Source organism: Duganella callida (assembly GCF_004614165.1).
Lineage (GTDB): Bacteria > Pseudomonadota > Gammaproteobacteria > Burkholderiales > Burkholderiaceae_D > Rugamonas > Rugamonas callida.
In genome coordinates this window covers 1-17,698 of record NZ_SPVG01000097.1, presented here as the reverse complement: position 1 = coordinate 17,698, position 17,698 = coordinate 1, and the positions used below count along the sequence as shown (strand labels likewise).

The 17,698-nt window shown below is 67.4% G+C and carries 18 protein-coding genes; 13 read left to right on the top strand and 5 right to left on the bottom strand.

The window, feature by feature from the left end; translation table 11 throughout:
* Positions 1–88 precede the first annotated feature (88 nt).
* Positions 89–901 carry a polysaccharide deacetylase family protein gene (locus E4L98_RS10315; protein ID WP_135201475.1) on the top strand — a complete coding sequence of 271 codons (813 nt, stop codon included), beginning with the start codon at positions 89–91 and terminating at the stop codon, positions 899–901.
* Positions 888–1,901, top strand: a complete 1,014-nt coding sequence (locus E4L98_RS10310; RefSeq protein ID WP_135201474.1) for a LacI family DNA-binding transcriptional regulator — start codon at positions 888–890, stop codon at positions 1,899–1,901. Before E4L98_RS10315 ends, E4L98_RS10310 begins: the two co-directional genes overlap by 14 nt.
* A 119-nt stretch (positions 1,902–2,020) precedes the next feature.
* Here the strand turns inward: E4L98_RS10310 and E4L98_RS10305 are convergent, their stop codons facing one another.
* Positions 2,021–4,033 carry a S9 family peptidase gene (locus tag E4L98_RS10305; protein WP_135201473.1) on the bottom strand — a complete coding sequence of 671 codons (2,013 nt, stop codon included), beginning with the start codon at positions 4,031–4,033 and terminating at the stop codon, positions 2,021–2,023.
* A gap of 133 nt (positions 4,034–4,166) precedes the next feature.
* On the opposite strand from E4L98_RS10305, the gene E4L98_RS10300 reads away from it, so the two are divergent.
* Positions 4,167–4,868, top strand: coding sequence for a glutathione binding-like protein (locus E4L98_RS10300; RefSeq protein ID WP_135201472.1), 702 nt, complete (start codon positions 4,167–4,169; stop codon positions 4,866–4,868).
* Here the strand turns inward: E4L98_RS10300 and E4L98_RS10295 are convergent, their stop codons facing one another.
* Positions 4,869–5,789: an AraC family transcriptional regulator gene (locus tag E4L98_RS10295; protein ID WP_135201471.1), complete on the bottom strand. Its 921-nt coding sequence runs from the start codon at positions 5,787–5,789 to the stop codon at positions 4,869–4,871.
* Positions 5,790–5,894: 105 nt separating this feature from the next.
* Here E4L98_RS10295 and E4L98_RS10290 point away from each other — a divergent pair, with 105 nt between their 5' ends.
* The 4 genes from E4L98_RS10290 to E4L98_RS10275 all read left to right on the top strand — a co-directional run bounded on the left by E4L98_RS10290 (position 5,895) and on the right by E4L98_RS10275 (position 9,629).
* Complete coding sequence (locus E4L98_RS10290; protein ID WP_135201470.1) at positions 5,895–6,965, top strand: Gfo/Idh/MocA family protein; 1,071 nt, start codon at positions 5,895–5,897, stop codon at positions 6,963–6,965.
* Between the two features lie 41 nt (positions 6,966–7,006).
* Positions 7,007–7,573, top strand: a complete 567-nt coding sequence (locus E4L98_RS10285; RefSeq protein ID WP_135201469.1) for a TetR/AcrR family transcriptional regulator — start codon at positions 7,007–7,009, stop codon at positions 7,571–7,573.
* A 47-nt stretch (positions 7,574–7,620) separates the two neighbouring features.
* A complete protein-coding gene (locus E4L98_RS10280; RefSeq protein ID WP_229257345.1) occupies positions 7,621–8,592 on the top strand; it encodes a quinone oxidoreductase family protein in 972 nt (323 codons plus the stop codon).
* Positions 8,593–8,669: 77 nt separating this feature from the next.
* Positions 8,670–9,629, top strand: coding sequence for a LysR family transcriptional regulator (locus E4L98_RS10275; protein WP_135201467.1), 960 nt, complete (start codon positions 8,670–8,672; stop codon positions 9,627–9,629).
* On the opposite strand, the gene E4L98_RS10270 is transcribed toward E4L98_RS10275, so the two are convergent.
* A complete protein-coding gene (locus E4L98_RS10270; RefSeq protein WP_135201466.1) occupies positions 9,567–10,817 on the bottom strand; it encodes an Nramp family divalent metal transporter in 1,251 nt (416 codons plus the stop codon). The genes E4L98_RS10275 and E4L98_RS10270 overlap by 63 nt on opposite strands.
* Positions 10,818–10,889: 72 nt before the next feature.
* The gene (locus tag E4L98_RS10265; protein ID WP_135201465.1) at positions 10,890–12,146 is read right to left on the bottom strand and encodes a cupin domain-containing protein; all 1,257 of its coding nucleotides are present in this window, start codon (positions 12,144–12,146) and stop codon (positions 10,890–10,892) included.
* A 180-nt stretch (positions 12,147–12,326) separates the two neighbouring features.
* Here E4L98_RS10265 and E4L98_RS10260 point away from each other — a divergent pair, with 180 nt between their 5' ends.
* From E4L98_RS10260 to E4L98_RS10240, 5 genes are all read left to right on the top strand, one after another.
* Positions 12,327–12,476: a YgjV family protein gene (locus E4L98_RS10260; protein WP_135201464.1), complete on the top strand. Its 150-nt coding sequence runs from the start codon at positions 12,327–12,329 to the stop codon at positions 12,474–12,476.
* Between the two features lie 73 nt (positions 12,477–12,549).
* The gene (locus E4L98_RS10255) at positions 12,550–13,014 is read left to right on the top strand and encodes a hypothetical protein (protein ID WP_135201463.1); all 465 of its coding nucleotides are present in this window, start codon (positions 12,550–12,552) and stop codon (positions 13,012–13,014) included.
* 247 nt (positions 13,015–13,261) lie between these two features.
* Positions 13,262–13,651 carry a GtrA family protein gene (locus E4L98_RS10250; protein ID WP_135201462.1) on the top strand — a complete coding sequence of 130 codons (390 nt, stop codon included), beginning with the start codon at positions 13,262–13,264 and terminating at the stop codon, positions 13,649–13,651.
* Positions 13,609–14,631, top strand: a complete 1,023-nt coding sequence (locus E4L98_RS10245) for a glycosyltransferase family 2 protein (RefSeq protein ID WP_135201461.1) — start codon at positions 13,609–13,611, stop codon at positions 14,629–14,631. Before E4L98_RS10250 ends, E4L98_RS10245 begins: the two co-directional genes overlap by 43 nt.
* Positions 14,628–16,169, top strand: coding sequence for an ArnT family glycosyltransferase (locus E4L98_RS10240; protein WP_135201460.1), 1,542 nt, complete (start codon positions 14,628–14,630; stop codon positions 16,167–16,169). Before E4L98_RS10245 ends, E4L98_RS10240 begins: the two co-directional genes overlap by 4 nt.
* On the opposite strand, the gene E4L98_RS10235 is transcribed toward E4L98_RS10240, so the two are convergent.
* Positions 16,166–16,996 carry an AraC family transcriptional regulator gene (locus E4L98_RS10235; protein ID WP_135201459.1) on the bottom strand — a complete coding sequence of 277 codons (831 nt, stop codon included), beginning with the start codon at positions 16,994–16,996 and terminating at the stop codon, positions 16,166–16,168. The two genes, E4L98_RS10240 and E4L98_RS10235, sit on opposite strands and share 4 nt — an antisense overlap.
* Before the next feature lie 133 nt (positions 16,997–17,129).
* Between E4L98_RS10235 and E4L98_RS10230 the strand changes: the two genes are divergently transcribed.
* Positions 17,130–17,531 carry a DUF302 domain-containing protein gene (locus E4L98_RS10230; RefSeq protein WP_135201458.1) on the top strand — a complete coding sequence of 134 codons (402 nt, stop codon included), beginning with the start codon at positions 17,130–17,132 and terminating at the stop codon, positions 17,529–17,531.
* Positions 17,532–17,698 lie beyond the last annotated feature (167 nt).

The window sequence follows — 17,698 nt, the reverse complement described above, 5'->3', positions numbered from 1 at the left end:
TTGGCAACGTTTCCAAACCCTCACAGGGTTTGACAACGTTATCAGGCGGTGCCATGATCTGGTAACGTTTCCATCAGAGAGACCCCGGATGACACTACGCACCTGCTTGACCCTGGCGGCGCTGCTGGCGGCGCACACCGCCGGTTCGGCCGCCGAACCGGCCGAATCCGCTTACCGCTGGCCACACGGCGCCCGCGCCGCCGTCAGTCTGGCCTACGACGACGCGCTCGACTCCCAGCTCGACCACGCGATTCCGACCCTGGACAAATACGGGCTGAAGGGCAGTTTCTATTTGCAGCTGTCGAATCCGGCGGTCGACAAGCGGCTGGCCGACTGGCGCCGCGCGGCGTCCCATGGCCACGAGCTCGGCAACCACAGCCTGTTCCACCAGTGTTCGGCCAAGGCGGCGGGGCACGACTGGGTGCAGCGCCAGCGCGACCTCGACACCACCACAGCCGAGCAGATGCAGGACCAGGTGCGCGTCGCCAACACCATGCTGTACGCCATCGACGGCAAGCGCGAGCGCACCTACACCGTGCCGTGCGGCGACGTGCTGGCGGGCGGCGTCAATTATCTGCCCGGCCTGCGCGACGCCTTTGTCGCCATCAAGGTCGGCGGCACGGCGGTCACGCCCGCCATGCGCGGCCTGGATCCGTATGCGGTCGGCGTGTACGCGCCGGAAGGGCTGAGCGGCCAGCAGCTGATCGCGCTGGTGGAGCAGGCCGCGCGCCAGGGCACCATGGTCAACTTCACTTTCCACGGCGTCGGCGGCGATTATCTGACCACCAGCGCGGCGGCGCACGAGGAGCTGGTAAGTTATCTGGCCGCGCACCGCGACCGCTACTGGACCGACACCTTCCTCAACATCATGACCTATGTGAAAACGCATGGCGACCATTAAGGACGTGGCCAGGCTGGCTGGCGTGGGACTGGGCACGGCGTCGCGCGTGGTCAGCGGCAAGGGCTCGGTGTCGCCGGCTACCCTGGCCAAGGTCAGGGCCGCCATCGACGAGCTGGGCTTCCGGCCGTCGCACGCGGCGCGCACCCTGCTGTCCGGCAGCAGCCAGATGATCGGCGTGTACATCCCGGTGCTGAGCGGTACGTTTTACACGCCCATCCTGCAGATCATCGACAACGAACTGCGCGCCTCCGGCCTGCACATGGTGGTGGCCTTCGGCGCCGGCCTGGGCGGTGCGCGCCAGCAGGCGATCGAGGGCATGGCCTTCCTTGTCGAGCGCGGTTGTGACGGCCTGATCCTGATGAGCAACGTGCTGCTGGAGGAAGACCTGGCGGCGCTGGGGCCGCGGCCCAAGCCGGTGGTGGTGCTGAACCACCAGTTCGACAGCATTGCCGCCCAGTGTTTCACGGTCGATCACCAGCTGGGCGGCAAGATCGCCGCGCGCACGCTGCTCGACCACGGCCACCGGCGGATCGCCGTGGTGGCCGGCCCGGCCAGCCTGCCGGACAGCGTCTCGCGCGTGAACGGCTTCATGCGCGAGATGCAGGCGGCCGGCATCGCCGACAGCCAGCTGTGGGTGGTGGAGAAGGACTTTTCGCCGGCCGGCGGCTGGTCGGCCGCCAAGGAGCTGATGGAATCGGGACGGCGCTGCAGCGCCATGTTCTGCGCCAACGATGAGATGGCGGTGGGCGCGCTGTCGTATTTTCAGGAGGCCGGCATCCGCGTGCCGCATGAAATCTCGGTGATCGGCTACGACGACACGCCCAGCGCGGAATTTTCGGCGCCGCGCCTGAGCACGGTGCACATGCCGTGGCGCGAGATGACGCTGAACGGTGTCAGCGACCTGCTGAACCGCTGTTACGACCTGGGGCGGCCGGTCACGCGCAGCTACCCGGTGACGATGACCCTGCGCGCCTCGCTGGCCCGGGCGGACGGCGGCTGAACGGGCGCCGGTCCAGGCCACGCTGTGCGGGTGCCCGGCCGTCAACCGCCGCGATCATGTTCAAGCCGGCCGCAAAGCGTCAGCCGCGCACAGGCCGGCGTCCCGTGCGCGGCGGGCCTTCATTTGATGGCTTCGGCCAGGCCGGGCGCGAACTCGGCGCCGTGCTTCACCTGCGCGGTGGAAGCCTTGACCGCATTGCCGATCGCTTCCGCGCGGCCGCCCAGGCACTGCGCCAGGAAGTTTTCGGTCACCGCGTTGAAGGCGATGTTGTTGACCGGACGTGCGAAACCGTGGCCCTCGTCGGGGAACACCACGTAGGTTACCGGGATCTTCCTGGCCGCCATGGCGTCGACGATCTGTTCCGATTCGCGCACGTTGACGCGTGGATCGTTGGCGCCCTGGCCGATCAGCAGCGGCCGCCGGATCTTGTCGGCGTAGTTGAGCGGCGAACGTTCCTTCAGCAGCGCGCGGCCATCCTCGGTGGTCGGGTCGCCCATGCGCTTGTAAAACTGCTGCTTGCCGGCTTCCCAGTACGGCGGAATGGTCTGCAGCAGCGTGAACAGGTTGGAGGGGCCGACGATGTCGACGCCACAGGCAAACGTGGTCGGGGTGAAGGTGACGCCGGCCAGCGTGGCGTAACCGCCATACGAGCCGCCCATGATGGCCACCTTGTCGCCGGTGGTGACGCCGTTCCTGATCGCCCATTGCACCGCGTCGATCAGGTCGTCATGCATCTTGCGGCCCCATTGCAGGTCGCCGGCCGAGATGAAGTTCTTGCCGAAGCCGGTCGAGCCGCGGTAGTTCACTGACAGCACCGCGTAGCCGCGATTGGCCAGCCACTGGTGGTAGCTGTTGTAGCCGTAGCGGTCGCGTGCCCACGGACCACCGTGGACGAACAGCACCATCGGCACCGGCTTGCCGGCCTTGCCGCTGCCGGTCGGGTCCACGGTTTTCGGCAGCGTCAGGTAGGACACCAGCGTCAGGCCGTCGCGCGATTTGATTTCCACCGGTTGCATGGCCGCCAGCGGCGCGCCTTCCAGCTCGGGGCGGCTGACGTAGAGCCGGGTCAGCTTTTTGGCCTTGCGGTCGTATAGCCAGGTCGCGTCGGGCGCGGTGACGGCGTCCACCGCCACCAGCCATTTGTCGTCGGCCTCGGTGCGCGAGGTGATGACGAACTGGCCTTTGGTGTTGTTCTTCAGGAAGGCCAGGTCATCCTTGATGTCATCCGACAGCGGCACGTATTCCTGGGTCAGGTAATCGATGCTGTAGGCCTGCACCCGGCCGGTCTTCTTGTCCTGCAGGGTGCCGCCGATGTCGGCGCGCTGGTCTTCGGCCAGCACAGTCATCTTGCCGCTGGCGACATCCTGCGCCACCAGTGCCGAGGTGTTGCGCTGGCGCGAGTCGGTCCAGTACAGGGTGCTGCCGTCGGTGGTGAAGGCCCAGGGCGAGGTGGTCTGCGAATCCTCCAGGCCGACCTCGACCAGCGGCGTGCTTTCCACCTTGCCATCGTTCATGCGGTAGTAGCTGACGCCGCCGTCGGCGCGCGATTTTTCGGCGATGCGCAGCTTGAGCTGGTCGTCGGCCAGGAAGCCGCCGTAGCCATCGTTCTGCTGCACCAGCGTCAGCTTGCCGGTCGCCAGCTCCAGGCTGTACACATCGTGCCAGCGCGGATCGCGGTTGTTGATGCCGACCAGGATGCGGTCCTTGATCTTGCTGCTGATCTGCAGCACCTGGGCGCGGGTCTTCTCGAACGGCGTGTAATTGGTCTGCTTGCCGCTGGCGACGTCGACGCCATACAGCAGGAAGTTTTCATCGCCGCCCTTGTCCTGGATGAACAGCACCACTTTAGAATCGGGCGACCAGAAATTGCTGCGGATGGGGCGGACTTTTTCATCGGTCAGCGGTTTCGCCTGCGACGGATGGTCGGCCGGCGCCACCCACACGTTCAACACCCCGTCGCGCGGCGCGATCCAGGACAGCCACTTGCCGTCGGGGCTGAGGCGGGCTGCGGCCTTGGTCGGATTGCCGAAGATTTTCGCGCGCTCGATCAGCGGTACGTCGGTGGCGGGCGTCTGGGCATGGGCAGGGAGTGCGGCGGCAAGCAGGACAGCGGACAGGACGTAGCGCATCATTGGGCCTCTTGAAAGAATGGAAAGCATGACGATCTTATATCCATCTTCAGGCCGATGGAAAAAAATGCGACGGACTGCAGGAAATCCGGAATGAGTGGAGAATAGGCGTTTTGCTTTTGCCACGGAGAACACGATGTCCCACGCGCTGTCTGGATTTTTCATCAACGACAAATGGCCGGCCCAGCATCCCGAGCGCCTGCAGCTGTACTCGATGGCCACGCCGAACGGCGTCAAGGTGTCGATCATGCTGGAGGAAATCGGCCTGCCGTACGAAGCCCACAAGATTCCGCTGAACGACGAGGGCGTGACCACGCCGCACTTCCTGTCGCTGAATCCGAACAACAAGATCCCGGCCATCATCGATCCCGACGGACCGGACGGCAAGCCGCTGCCGCTGTTCGAATCGGGCGCGATCCTGGTCTACCTGGCCGAGAAAACCGGCAAGCTGATCCCGGCCGACGCCGCCGGCCGCTATGAGACCCTGCAGTGGGTGATGTTCCAGATGGGCGGCATCGGCCCGATGTTCGGCCAGGTCGGCTTCTTCCACCGCTTCGCCGGCAAGGAATACGAGGACAAGCGCCCGCTCAACCGTTACGTCAACGAAGCCAGGCGGTTGCTGGGCGTGCTGGAAAAACGCCTGGAAGGCCGCGCGTGGATCATGGGCGAGCAGTACACCATCGCCGACATCGCCATCTTCCCGTGGGTGCGCAACCTGGTCGGTTTCTACGAGGCGGCGCCGCTGGTCGGCTTCGAGAACTTCCCCAACGTGGCGCGCGTGCTGGCCAACTTCGTCGCCCGTCCGGCGGTGGAAAAAGGTCTGGTCACGCCGGCGTAATCAGGCCGCCGCGCCGGCCTTGCGGAAGGCGCCCGGCGTGATCGCCATCTCGCGCCGGAACACGCGGTTGAAGGCGGCCGCCGATTCGTAGCCGACCTGGCGCGCCACTTCGGACAGCGCCAGGTTGTCCTGCCGCAGCAGGCGGCGCGCGCGGTACATGCGCCACCGGGTCAGGTAGTCGAGCGGCGTCTGGCCCACCACCTCCTTGAAGCGGGCAGCAAAGCTGGAGCGCGACATGCCGGCCGCGCGCGCCAGCGTTTCCACCGTCCAGTCCTGCGCCGGATCGCCATGCATGGCTTCCAGCGCCTTGGCCAGCTGGCGGTCGGCCAGTGCGGCCAGCCAGCCGCGGCTCGCCGCGCCGCAGGCCAGCTGGGTGTAGGCGCGGATCGCGTGCACGAACAGCAGTTCGAACAGGCGGCCGATCACCGCTTCCGAGCCCAGTCCGGGCGATTCCGTTTCCAGCGCCAGCATTTCCAGCACCGACTGGAAGGCCAGGCTGCGCTGGGCGTCCAGCTTCAGGTACAGCAGCGCCGGCAGAGCCGCCAGCAGCGGTTGCGCCGCCAGCGCGTCGATCTCGAAGGCGCCGCCGATGAAGGTGGTAAGGGCGCCGTCGCCGCCGATTTTGATGCGGTTATCCACCCGCAGCTTTTCCACGTCCACGCAATCGATCAGGGCCGAATCCTCGTGATCGACCAGGCGGAACGGCGTGCCGTCCAGCATGATGAACAGGTCGCCGCTGCGCAAGCCCAGCGGCTGCGCCTGACCATCGACGCTCAGCAGGGCCGAGCCGCGCAGCACCATTACGAAATTGATGCCCGGTTCGCCCGGCGATTTCACGCCCCACGGCGCGGTGGCGTCCAGCCGGGTGTAGCTGGCGCGGCGGATGTGCAGGCCGCTGAGAATATCAGTTAAGGGATCCATCTATATGATTGATTTGGACGAGTAGACAATAAATTTGGATTTATGGCGATTGATAGTCTGATCTGCTGTGCCTATTATAGACCCATCAGATCATAAGGAAACATCATGCAGCAATTTCCCGTCCGCGTCGGCCTGATCGGCGTGCATCCCGAAAAAGGTTGGGCCGCCACCGCCCACATTCCGGCCCTGCAGGCGCTGCCGGACTACCGCATCACCGCGCTCAGCCACCACGAGCCGGCGACGGCGCAGGCCGCCGCACAGAAATTCGGCGTGCCCCACGCGCTGGCCTCGGCCGAGGAACTGGTGCGCCACCCCGAGGTCGATCTGGTGGTGGTGACGGTCAAGGTGCCGCAACACCATGCGCTGGTCACTCAGGCGATCGCCGCCGGCAAGGCGGTGTTTTCGGAATGGCCGCTGGGCGTCAGTCTGGCCGAAGCGGAAGCGCTGCGCGACCTGGCGCGCGAGCGCGGCGTGGCCACCGCCATCGGCCTGCAGACGCGTGCCGCGCCACCGTTCGTGCGCCTGCGCGAACTGATTGCCGAGGGCTATGTGGGCCGCGTGCTGTCGGTGTCGGTGCTTGGTTCGGGCATCCTGTGGGGCGCCACGATGCCGGAAAGTTATCGCTACACGCTGGACCGTGCCAATGGCGCCGCCATGCTGAACGTGCCGTTCGCGCATACGCTGGATGGCGTGCTGCACGCGGTCGGCAGCGGCGTGGCTTCGCTGTCAGGCATGCAGGGCAATGCGCGCAAGACGGTGCGCATCGAGGAGTCGGGCGATGAGCAGCCCTACACGGTGGCTGACCAGGTGCTGCTGGCGGCCCAGTTGGAGAACGGTGCGGCGCTGTCGGCGCATTTCCGCGGCGGCCTGTCGCGTGGCACCAATTTCCACGTCGAGATCAACGGCAGCGAGGGCGACCTGGTGCTGACCAGTCCGGTTGGCTATGTGGGCATCGGCGGCTTCGAATTGCGCGGTGCACGCCTGGACGGCAGCTTGCAGGTACTGGCGTTGCCGGCCGCGGCGATCGAAGGGCCGGCACAGCCGGTGGCGGCCGCATATGCCCGGCTGGCCTCGGACCTGCTGCATGGCACGCGCTTGAGCCCGACCTTTGACGATGCGGTGGCCCTGCACCGCCTGCTCGCCCGCATCGAACAGCGCAGCGCGGTGCTGGCGTGAGGTTGTTGACCAAGCATTCCAATATGAGGTATGCTGGTCGCATGGCCAGACCAAAAGAATTCGATCAGGACACCGCGCTCGAAGCCGCGCTTGGCGTGTTTCGCGAGCACGGCTACGCCGCCACGTCCGCCGGCATGCTGACCGAGGCGATGAACATCGGCCGCCAGAGCCTGTATGACACGTTCGGCGACAAGTGGCAGCTGTACCGCGCCGCCGTGCAGCGCTACGGCGACGCCGAATCGCGCGCCCATCTGGCCGCGCTGGCCACCGGCCCGAAAGCCATCGACGGCCTGCGCGCGATGATGGCGCGGGTGGTGGCGGAGGCGCACATGCCGTGCCTGGGGCTGGGATCGCTCACCGAGTTCGGCGTCAGCCGCGAGGAACTGAACCAGCTGCACGCCGCCACCGGCCGTGTGCTGAGCAAGGCGATTGCCGCCCGCATCGCCGAGGCGCAGCGGCAGGGCGACGTCCCTTCCGCGGTGAATGCCCAGCATGCGGCGGCCTTCTTGCTGGCCAACGTGGCCGGCATCCGCATGGCCGCGCGTGGCGGCGCCGAGGATGCCGAACTGCACGCGCTGGCCCGTTTTGCCCTTCAGGCTCTGCATTGAGCCTTTTTTTTCACCAATTATGGAATGATCATTCAAATAAAGGAGCTATGATGAAAGCAGTTGTGATGAACGCGGTGGGCGATGCCGGTGTGCTGGAATACGTCGAGCGTCCCGAGCCGGCGCCGCGGGCCGGCGAGGTGCTGGTGGAGGTGGCGGTGGCCGGCGTCAACTTCATGGACATCGGCATCCGCCAGGGCATGTCCTGGAACGAGACGCCGAATCCGAAAATCCTCGGTGCCGAGGGCATGGGCCGGGTGGTGGCGCTGGGCGCGGGCGTCAGCGGCTTCGAGGTCGGCCAGCGCGTGGCGTGGGTGTATGCGCCGGGCAGCTATGCGCAGCGCATCGCCGTTCCGGCCGGCGCGCTGGTGGCGGTGCCCGACTTTATCGACGACCAGACCGCCGCCGCCAGCATGATGCAGGGCCTGACCGCCAAGCACTTCGCCACCGATTTTTACCGCACGCAGCCGGGCGACATCGCCTTCGTGCACGCGGCGGCGGGCGGCGTCGGCCTGCTGCTGACGCAGATCACCAAGCTGTACGGCGGCAAAGTCATCGGCCGCGTGTCGTCGCAGGACAAGGTAGCGGCGGCCAAGGCGGCCGGCGCCGACCACGTGATCGTCGATGCCGAAGGCAAGTTTGCCGAGCAGGCATTGCGGTTGACCGACGGCGCGGGCGTGCACGTGGTGTATGACGGCTCGGGACCCTCGACCTTCCAGGGTTCGCTGGACGTGTTGCGGCGTTCCGGCACCTTCTGCTGGTACGGTCCGGTGCTGGGCGGCCCCGGCGCGCTTAACATCATGAGCCTGCCGAAGAGCATCAAGCTCGGTTACGCCGTGTACGCCAATTTGATCCCCACACCGGAACTGCTGCGCCATCACGCCGGGCAGCTGTTCGACTGGATCGCCGAGGGCAAGCTGAAGATCAACATCGGCGCGGTCTATCCGCTGGCGGACGCGGTGCGCGCGCACACCGACATGGCCAGCCGCGCCACCACCGGCAAGCTGTTGCTGCTGCCGTAAGACGGCGCGTTGTCCTACACGGCAGCCTGCTCCAGCGGGAGGGGCGCCTCTCCCAAAGGCTCAGCTACACTGGGTGGATGAAACACATCACACTCCGCCAGATCCGCATTTTCGAAAGTGTGGCGCGGCACCTGAGCTTTTCGCGCGCGGCCGAGGATCTGCATCTGACCCAACCGGCGGTATCGATGCAGATCAAGCAGGTCGAGGAGCTGGCCGGCGTGCCGCTGTTCGCGCACCATGGCAAGCGCATCGCGCTGACCGACGGCGGCCACCTGGTGCTGCGCCATTGCCAGGTGATCCTGGCCGACCTGAACCATGCCGAGCAGTCGCTGGCCGATCTGATAAGCGGCGGCACCCAGCATCTGCGGGTCGGCGTGATCACTTCCGGCAGCCGCTTCTTCCCGCACCTGATCAACGCTTTCCTGCATGACCGCGGCGACGTCGAACTGGAGATGAAAGTCAGCCCGCGCGACCAGCTGATCGCCATGCTGCGCAGCGAGCAGATCGATCTGGCGGTGATGGTGCGCGCGCCCGAGATGCCGCATGTGGCGGCGCAACCGTTTGCCGAGCATCCGTTCGTGCTGGTGGCCGCGCCGGCGCATGCGTTGGTCGGCGCGCGCGCCATCGCCCGCGGCCGTCTCGGCGCCGAGTGCCTGATCGTGCGCGAAAACGGCACCGACACCCGCCACGCCGCCAACGAAGCTTTCCTGCACCGCGCCGCGCCGCCGCGCGTGATGGAGCTGGGCGCCGGCGAAGCGGTGAAGCAGGCGGTGATGGCCGGTATGGGGATCAGCCTGTTGTCGGCGCACGATGTCGAGGACGAGTTGCGCGACGGCCGCCTGCGCCAGCTGGACGTGCAGGGTTTTCCGCTGATACGCCACTGGCATGCGGTGTACTGCAGCGACCGGCCGCTGCCGCCGGTGGCGCGCGCGTTCCAGCAGTTTCTGCTGGGCGAGACGGCGGCCCACATTGTTTCAGGCCAGCGCCTGCCAGATCAAGGCCGCGTTCAGCAGCACGATGGCGGCGGTGGCCGCTGAGGCCGTCCAGGTCAGCTTGCGGCAGGCGGCAAAGCGCCCCATCACCGACGGCCGCGCCGACAGCACCACCAGCGCGATCAGCGGCAGCGGCAACAGAATGCTGAGCACGACCTGGCTGCCGAGCATGGCCCGCATCGGATCGGTGACCAGGCACACCAGCACCGCCGGCACCATGGTGATCAGCCGCCGCGCCAGCAGCGGCACGCGGAAGCCGACAAAGCCCTGCATGATGTGTTGGCCGGCCATGGTGCCGACCACCGAACTGGAAATGCCGGACGCCAGCAGCGACACCAGGAACAGGCCGGCCGCGCCCGCGCCCAGCGCCGGCGCCAGCGTGCGGTAGGCGGCCGCGATGTCGGCCAGTCCCGGCGCGGTGCGGCTGAAGGCCCGGGCCGACATCGCCACCATGGCCATGTTGACCAGCGCGGCCAGGCCCAGCGCCAGCACCACTTCGCGATTGGACCAGCGCAGCAGCCGGCGCCGCTGGGCATCGTTGACGGCCGGCGCGCGCTGCCCGGTCAGGCCCGAGTGCAGATAAATCGAGTGCGGCATGATGGTGGCGCCGACGATGCCGACCGCCAGCATCAGCGCATCGTGGCCGTGCAGCTGCGGCACCACGCTGTGGAACAGCGCCGCCGGCCAGTCGGGCGGCGCGATCAGCAACTCGGCGAGGTAGCTGAGGCCGATCACCGCCACCAGCGCGCCGATGGCGATTTCCAGCGGCCGCAAACCGTGCCGGTCCAGCGACAGGATCAGGACAGTGAGCATGCCGGTGATCAGCAAGCCCCAGCCCAGCGCCAGGTGAAACAGCAGCGAAATGCCGAGCGCGCCGCCCATGAATTCGGCCAGATCGGTGGCGATGGCGGCGATCTCCGCGCCCAGCCACATGCCGATCACCACCGGCCGCGAGAATTGCGCGCGGCACAGTTCCGCCAGGCTGTGGCCGGTGACGATGCCGAGCTTGGCCGACATGGCCTGGAACAGCATCGCCACCAGGCTGGACAGCAGCACCACCCACAGCAGCTGGTAGCCGTAGCGCGAACCGGCCTCGATATTGGTGGCGAAGTTGCCGGGATCCATGTAGGCCACCGAGGCGATCACGGCCGGACCGGCGAAGGCTAGCAGCGAACGGGCGGGGCGCGGCGACGCGGGCGGGACGGGCAGAGCGGTGGCGGCGGTGGCGGTCATGGTGACTTCCTTTCAGAATGGGGCGCCGCATGGCGGGGGCGGGGCCATGCGGCGGGGCGGTGGCACCGGCGCTCAGGCCAGCACGTCGCGGCGGTCCTTGAGCTTGTGGATCACGTCGAGGGTGGCGTCGTCCACGCGCAGGTGTTCGCGCACCAGCTGGCGCGGGGTGTTGGCCAGCCATTGCGACAGCGTGATTTCCGAAAAATGGTCGGACTTGAACAATTCCAGGAACACCAGGTCGGTGCTGCCGGTGTTCTTGATGTAGTGGCCGAGATTTTTCTCGACGTAGCCGACATCGCCGGGATTGAAATTGACCGTCTGCGCCGCCGGTCCGCTGTTGAACACGGTCATGGCGCCGCTGCCCTGGATGAAGTACTGCCACTCGTCGGCATCCGGGTGCCAGTGCATTTCGCGCAGGCCGCCGGGACGCAGCGTCACCATCGCCGCCGCCACCGTTTTCGACACCGGGAAATTGCGGCTGTCGACGATGCGCACCTCGCCGCCGGGCTGGCGCACGGTGGGCGCCATCGCGCCCATGCGGAAGATGAACGGATGATCGGGCCGGCCGCCGGACGAGGCCACATAGGCCTGGTCGGCCGCCAGCGGCCCGGCCTGGGCGCCCTGGTAGATCCACAGCTGTTCCAGCGGGATGTTCCTGAACTTGTCGGCCGGCACGCCGAAGTTTTGCGCCAGGATGGCCGGCGGCGTGTGCGCCATCCACTCGGACACCATCAGCGTGTTGAATTCGCCGGCGGCGCCGTTGTCGAAGGCCAGCACGAATTCGCCGCCGTTGCTGCCCAGCCCTTGCAGCGAGTGCGGCAGGCCGGGCGGGAAATACCAGATGTCGCCGGCGCGCACGTCGGACACTTCGGCGCGGCCCTGGCTGTCGATGGTGGTGATGCGCACCTCGCCGCTGACCATGATGGCCCACTCGGCCTGTTGGTGCCAGTGCAGCTCGCGCACGCCGCCCGGACCGAGCCGCATGTTGACGCCGGCGATGTCCTTGGAAATCGGGAACGCCTTGGTGGTCACTTCGCGCGCCCAGCCGCCGTCCTGGATGCGCTTGTGCGCCAGGTTGAACGAGGCCCACGGGATGGCCATGCCGCCGACGTCGGTGGCCGGCGGATTGGCGAAGTCCGGCAGCACGTCGCGCAGCTGCGGGTTCTGTGGTCCCGGCTCGGCGTTGGCGATGGCCGAGGAATTGATCGCGCCCTGCGGCGGGCGGTCCGGATTGCCGAATTCGGCGGCCTTGGCGGCGGCGGCGGCGCCGAAAGCCACGGCCCCGGCGGCGGCGCCGGCCAGGACGCTGCGACGTTTCAAGTCAGTCATGTTGGATCTCCTTTAAGTGCCGGGTGCGCCCAGGCACCCGATGCAGCCATGGTAGGACCGGGCGGCGCGCGTGGATATTCAGTAATTCTTTGGCGGCAGCATAAGCCGCGCTGATGCTGTGATCGCGCGCTATGGCAAGCGGTTGGACCTCACCGGCGCAGTGCGTCGGCTACCTGGCATTTGTGCCCGGCGCTGCTGACCTTGTGCGGCACCTGTTTATGGATCGCCAATAACCTCATCGCCGGCGCGGTCGGTGGCGCCGCGCTGGAAGTGCTGGCCTGTGTCAATCCGGCGACGATTGCGCGCATGGCGTGGCTGCGCGCGGCCTGATCGCGCGTTGGTGCTTGCCCTGCGGCAACCCCGTGCGGTATCGTGTCAGCTCTGAATCTTGCCGGAGGTAGTCATGACATCGCACGCCATTCCCGAGTCCATTGCCAGCGCGCTCAACGACTGGGTGCGGCAAGTGGCCGAGGACAGCGCGGCGCCGGCGCGCGACGCGCTGGCCCAGTCCACGGCCGAGCTGGACGCCCTGAAAGCCGAACTGGCCGGCATGACCGCCGCGCGCGACGAAGCGCTGGCGCTGGCGGCCCAGCGCGCCGAGGACATCGACCAACTGAACGCCGAACTGCGCAACGCCCGCACCATCGCCACCGACGCCCTGGTCGGCAAGGCCAAGGACCAGCTGGCGATCGAAGGCAAAGACGCCCAGCTGGCCGACCTGCGCGCCCAGCTGGAGCGCAACGTGGCCGAATCGGCCCGCCTGTCGGACGCGCGGTTGGCGGCCGAGATGGAACTGGTGGGCGCCGTCACCGCGCGCGACAACTACGCCGCCGAAATCCGCGACCTGCGCGAGCGCATGGCGCGCTGAGAAATCCGGGGTCAGTTCTGCCAATCGCACACAAGCCCAGCCGTAGCACGCGCTACGGCTGGGCTTGTGTGCGATTGGCAGAACTGACCCCGGAGCTCGCGTCCGCCAGCGTCTGATCAGCGTCAAGCGGCGCTGTGGTTTTTTCACATTCTTTAACAATTCACGAGCTTAACGGTGACGGATATGGTAGGGTGATGTTGTAAGCAATGCAATTTTCATCGCGCGCTCATCACCTGAATCCACCACCATGCCGGCCGCCAACAACCTGTCTGGACGCAGTCTGTTCAGTTTTCTGCTCGTCGGCGGCGGCAGCACCGCCCTGCACTACGGGCTGGCCCTGCTGCTGGTGTATGGCGCCGGCCTGCGGGTGGTGACGGCCTCGACGCTGGGCTATGCCGTGAGCGCCCTGGTCAATTACTGGCTGAACGCGCGCGTGACTTTCCGCACCCGCGCCGGCAGCCGCGCCGCGGCGCTGCGATTTGCCGCCATGGCGCTGATGGGCTGGCTGTTGAATTACGTTTTGCTCAGTACGCTGATGGCCATGGGCGTGCCGGCGGCGCCGGCGCAAATCTTGACTACTATAGGTGTGATCGTATGGAACTACCTGGTCAGCGCGCTCTGGACGTTTCGCCCGTAGACGACGTCAGCGTTCCCCCCGTGGTCAGCCTGGTGCTGCCCTGTTACAACGAGCAGGAAGTGTTGCCCGAGACCACGCGGCGCCTGCTGGCGCTGCTGCGGGAATGGATCGCCGGCGGCCAGATGGCGCCCGGCAGCAGCATTTATTACGTCGACGACGGCAGCCGCGACCAGACCTGGGCCCTGATCGCCGGCTACGCGGCGACGCATGAGGAAGTCGGCGGAATCAAGCTCAGCCGCAATCGCGGCCACCAGAACGCGCTGCTGTGCGGCCTGCTGACCGCGCCCGGCGATGTACTGATCAGTCTGGACGCGGATCTGCAGGACGACCTCGGCGCCATTCCGCAGATGGTGTGCCAGTACCGCGCCGGCAGCGAGATCGTGTTCGGCGTGCGCAGCAGCCGCGCCTGCGATACCTGGTTCAAGCGCGTCAGCGCGGAAGGCTATTACCGGCTGCTGGCCCTGCTGGGCGTGCAGGTGGTGTTCAACCACGCCGATTACCGCCTGCTGTCGCGGCGCGCGGTGGAAACCCTGCGGACCTACGAGGAAACCCATTTGTTCCTGCGCGGACTGGTGATGCAGCTCGGCTATCAGACCTCGGTGGTGGAATTCGAGCGGGCGGAGCGGTTCGCCGGCGAGTCCAAGTATCCGCTGCGGAAAATGCTGGGGCTGGCCTGGCAGGGCGTCACCTCGTTTACCGCGTATCCGCTGCGCATCATCACCGGTGCCGGCGTGGTGGTGTCGGTCGGCAGCATGGGTCTGGCGGCCTGGGCCTTGTTCACGCGCCTGTTCACCGACCATGCCTTGCCGGGCTGGGCCTCGGTGGTGCTGCCGATGTATTTCCTCGGCGGGGTGCAGCTGCTCAGCCTGGGCGTGATCGGCGAATACCTGGCCAAAGTCTACGAGGCGTCGAAGAAACGGCCGCGCTTCCACGTCGACCGCGTGGTCGGCGCCGGCTTCAAGCGCCGGGTGGGCGCATGAGCCTGGCGCGGCGCTGGCGTGCGGCGGCGGCGCTGGCGGCGATCGCGGCGCTGGCGCTGTACTACTTTCACAGCGCGCCCACCGACGGCGATTTCTGGTGGTACGACGCGTCGCGCCATGCGATGAACGGCGTGTTCCTGCGCGACTTCCTGCTCGATGGCGGCCTGCGCGACCCGTTCCAGTTCGCCCGCGATTACTACCAGCGCTATCCGGCGGTGAATGTCGGCTTTTATCCGCCCTTGTTTTATCTGAGCGCGGTGCCGCTGCTGGTGCTGCTGGGGGCCAGCCACGCGGTGGCGCAGGCCATGGTCAGCCTGTATGCGCTGCTGGCCGGCGCCATGGCCTGGTTGCTGCTGCGCCGCCAGTTGGGGCCGCTGACGGCCGGGGCGGCGGTGCTGGCGCTGCTGAGCCTGGCACCGTTCGCGCTGTGGTCGCGCCAGGTGCAGCTCGATGTGCCGGCCATCGCGGTGTTGCTTGCAAGCAGCTGGGCGCTGACGCGTTATACGGAACAGGGCGGCCGCAAGTGGTTGTACTTGAGCGCGGTACTGCTGGGCTGCGCGATGCTGACCCGGGTGCAGGCGGTGTTTGCGGTGCCGGTGATGGGGTACTTTCTGTTCCTGCACCGCCAGCCGGCGCCGGCGCCGCTGCGCCAGCGGCTGATCGCGCTGGCGCTGATGGGCTGTGTGGCGGCGCCGGCGGTACTGATGGCGGCCTATTTCGCCAGGGTCAACCAGACGCTGGCCACGGCGGTGCCTGGCATGCCGGGCTTGTGGACGTTCGAAAACTGGACCTGGTATGTCCGCTGTCTGCCGCAGCAGTTCGGCTGGCCGTGCATCGCGCTGGTGCTGGCGGGGCTGGCCGGCATCGTCCGCGCCGCGTGGCAGCGCCGGCTGCCGCCGCCGGCGCTGGTGCTGCTGGCGTTCACGGTCTGCGCCTGGGTGTTTTTCACCGTGGTGTCCAACAAGGACAGCCGTTTCAACCTGCCCGGCATCGCCTTCCTGTTTCTGACGGCGGCGTACGGATTGTCGCTGCTGGGGGCGCGGCTGGCGTCGCTGGCGCTGCCGGCGCTGGCGCTGTGGCAACTGGTGCAGCTGGCGCTGATGCCGCCGGTGCCCTTCGTGGCCGGTTTCAAGCAGGCGGCGCAGGTGGCGGCGCAGCTGACCCCGGCGCGGCGCAATGTGCTGATCTCGGCCCACCGTGACGGCAGTTTCATCTTCGACCTGCGTACCGCCACCACGCGCGCCGACATCGGCGTGCGGCGCGCCGACAAGCTGCTGGTGGAAATCGCCATCATGCGCGGCATCGGCATCCGGGACAGCGGCCTGGGCAAGCCGGAAATTGTGCGCCTGCTCGAACGTAACCGGATCGACACCATCGTGGCCCAGCCCGGCTACCTGGCGGACCAGCCGGCCATGGACGCATTCGAATCGATGCTGCGGGATGGCACGCCGTTCCGGCTGGTGCGGGTGATCCCCATGTCCGGTAAGCTGGACAAGCCGGAAAAGGAATTGCTGGTCTACAGCCGCAGTGCGCGCTAGTCGGGGACGTCCGCCCGCGCCAGCCAATCGCGCGGGCTGAGCCCCGTGCGGCGGCGGAACGCGCGCGCCAGCGCCGACGGGCTTTCATAACCCACCTGCGCCGCCACGGCCGATATCGGCGCACCTTCGCGCAGGCGTTTTTGCGCCAGGGTGATGCGCCAGCCGGTCAGGTAGTCGGCCGGCGTCTGGCCGACCAGCTGCTTGAAGCGGGCGGCAAAGCTGGCGCGCGACATGGCCGCCAGCCGCGCCAGTTCCGGCACGCTGCAGGTCTGTTCCGGCTGGCGGTGGATGGCGTCCAGCGCGCGCGCGATGCGGGCGTCGGCCAGGCCGGCCAGGCCGCCCGGCAGCAGCGTGGCCTGGCGCAGCAGATGACGCAGCAGCTGGATCACCAGCAGCTCGAACAGGCGGTCGGTGGCGGCCAGGCGACCGTAGGCGTCGCCCGCCGCCTCGCGGAACAGCCAGTCGAGGATGTCGGCCAGCATCGGCGCCTGCGCCAGCGGCACCGCCAGGTACGGCGGCAGCGCCGCCTTCAGCGGATTGCCGAGACCGCCCGTGTAGTGCAGTCTGGCGCAGACCAGTTCGGCCTTGTCCTGGCGGCGGGCGATCACGCTGTGCGCGCAGGGACCGGGGAAGAACACCAGCGTCGGCTGCTCCAGCCGCAGCTGGCCGCCGTCGCCGAGGGCGATGGTCAGGCGCCCCTGGCGCAGCAGGTGCAGGTGGCCGTGCGCGGCGTCGTCGTCGAAGGCGGTCACGCTGCAATAGCTGCCGCTGTGGAAGGTGCTGGCGCGCATGCCGGTCTGGGCGAGCAGGGCGGAAGTGAGGTCCATGCAAATATCGTGATGGGCTGGCGTTTCGGTTGCAAAAAACAGCGATTGCGCATCCAAAACGCCGACAAGGACGGCTATCGTACACCGTATGAAAAAATTTATCTCAACCCTCATTTTTGCCGGAGCCGTCACCATGACCCATGCTCAGACCACCGGACTGGAGACCATCGCCAGCCGTTATACCGTCGCCGAAACCGCGCAGCGCATCGCCGCGCTGGCTGAGGCGCGCCACATGCTGATCTTCGCCCGCATCGATTTTGCCGCCGACGCGCGCCGCGCCGGCCTGGAGATGCAGGATTCGCAGATGGTGGTGTTCGGCAATCCCAAGGGCGGCACACCCGTGATGCAGGCCAACCCGACTGCCGCCATCGACCTGCCGCTGAAGGCGCTGGCCTGGCGCGACGCGGCCGGCGCGGTCTGGGTCAGCTACAACGCGCCGTCGTATCTGGCGGCACGCCACCAGATCAGCCCGGAACTGGCCAAGCCATTGGAAGGCATTGTCGCCCTGGTGCGCGATGCGGCGCAGGGAGAATGAGAGGCGGGCAGCAGGTGCAGCCAAGGATGACGGCAAAACGCCACCGCTGAGGGTGGCGTTTTGCGTTTAGAACTCTTCCCAGTCGTCGGCCGCTGGCGGCGGCGTCCTGGCGCGCAGCGCGGGCGCGGGCTTGGCCGCGCTCAGCTGGGGCCGCGCCGATGCCGGCG

What these genes read in the sequence shown, in the direction of transcription:
- E4L98_RS10315 (WP_135201475.1), top strand. Translation starts at nt 89, where the DNA reads ATGACACTACGCACCTGCTTGACCCTGGCGGCGCTGCTGGCGGCGCAC.
- E4L98_RS10310 (WP_135201474.1), top strand. Translation starts at nt 888, where the DNA reads ATGGCGACCATTAAGGACGTGGCCAGGCTGGCTGGCGTGGGACTGGGC.
- E4L98_RS10305 (WP_135201473.1), bottom strand. Translation starts at nt 4,033, where the DNA reads ATGATGCGCTACGTCCTGTCCGCTGTCCTGCTTGCCGCCGCACTCCCT.
- E4L98_RS10300 (WP_135201472.1), top strand. Translation starts at nt 4,167, where the DNA reads ATGTCCCACGCGCTGTCTGGATTTTTCATCAACGACAAATGGCCGGCC.
- E4L98_RS10295 (WP_135201471.1), bottom strand. Translation starts at nt 5,789, where the DNA reads ATGGATCCCTTAACTGATATTCTCAGCGGCCTGCACATCCGCCGCGCC.
- E4L98_RS10290 (WP_135201470.1), top strand. Translation starts at nt 5,895, where the DNA reads ATGCAGCAATTTCCCGTCCGCGTCGGCCTGATCGGCGTGCATCCCGAA.
- E4L98_RS10285 (WP_135201469.1), top strand. Translation starts at nt 7,007, where the DNA reads ATGGCCAGACCAAAAGAATTCGATCAGGACACCGCGCTCGAAGCCGCG.
- E4L98_RS10280 (WP_229257345.1), top strand. Translation starts at nt 7,621, where the DNA reads ATGATGAAAGCAGTTGTGATGAACGCGGTGGGCGATGCCGGTGTGCTG.
- E4L98_RS10275 (WP_135201467.1), top strand. Translation starts at nt 8,670, where the DNA reads ATGAAACACATCACACTCCGCCAGATCCGCATTTTCGAAAGTGTGGCG.
- E4L98_RS10270 (WP_135201466.1), bottom strand. Translation starts at nt 10,817, where the DNA reads ATGACCGCCACCGCCGCCACCGCTCTGCCCGTCCCGCCCGCGTCGCCG.
- E4L98_RS10265 (WP_135201465.1), bottom strand. Translation starts at nt 12,146, where the DNA reads ATGACTGACTTGAAACGTCGCAGCGTCCTGGCCGGCGCCGCCGCCGGG.
- E4L98_RS10255 (WP_135201463.1), top strand. Translation starts at nt 12,550, where the DNA reads ATGACATCGCACGCCATTCCCGAGTCCATTGCCAGCGCGCTCAACGAC.
- E4L98_RS10250 (WP_135201462.1), top strand. Translation starts at nt 13,262, where the DNA reads ATGCCGGCCGCCAACAACCTGTCTGGACGCAGTCTGTTCAGTTTTCTG.
- E4L98_RS10245 (WP_135201461.1), top strand. Translation starts at nt 13,609, where the DNA reads ATGGAACTACCTGGTCAGCGCGCTCTGGACGTTTCGCCCGTAGACGAC.
- E4L98_RS10240 (WP_135201460.1), top strand. Translation starts at nt 14,628, where the DNA reads ATGAGCCTGGCGCGGCGCTGGCGTGCGGCGGCGGCGCTGGCGGCGATC.
- E4L98_RS10235 (WP_135201459.1), bottom strand. Translation starts at nt 16,996, where the DNA reads ATGGACCTCACTTCCGCCCTGCTCGCCCAGACCGGCATGCGCGCCAGC.
- E4L98_RS10230 (WP_135201458.1), top strand. Translation starts at nt 17,130, where the DNA reads ATGACCCATGCTCAGACCACCGGACTGGAGACCATCGCCAGCCGTTAT.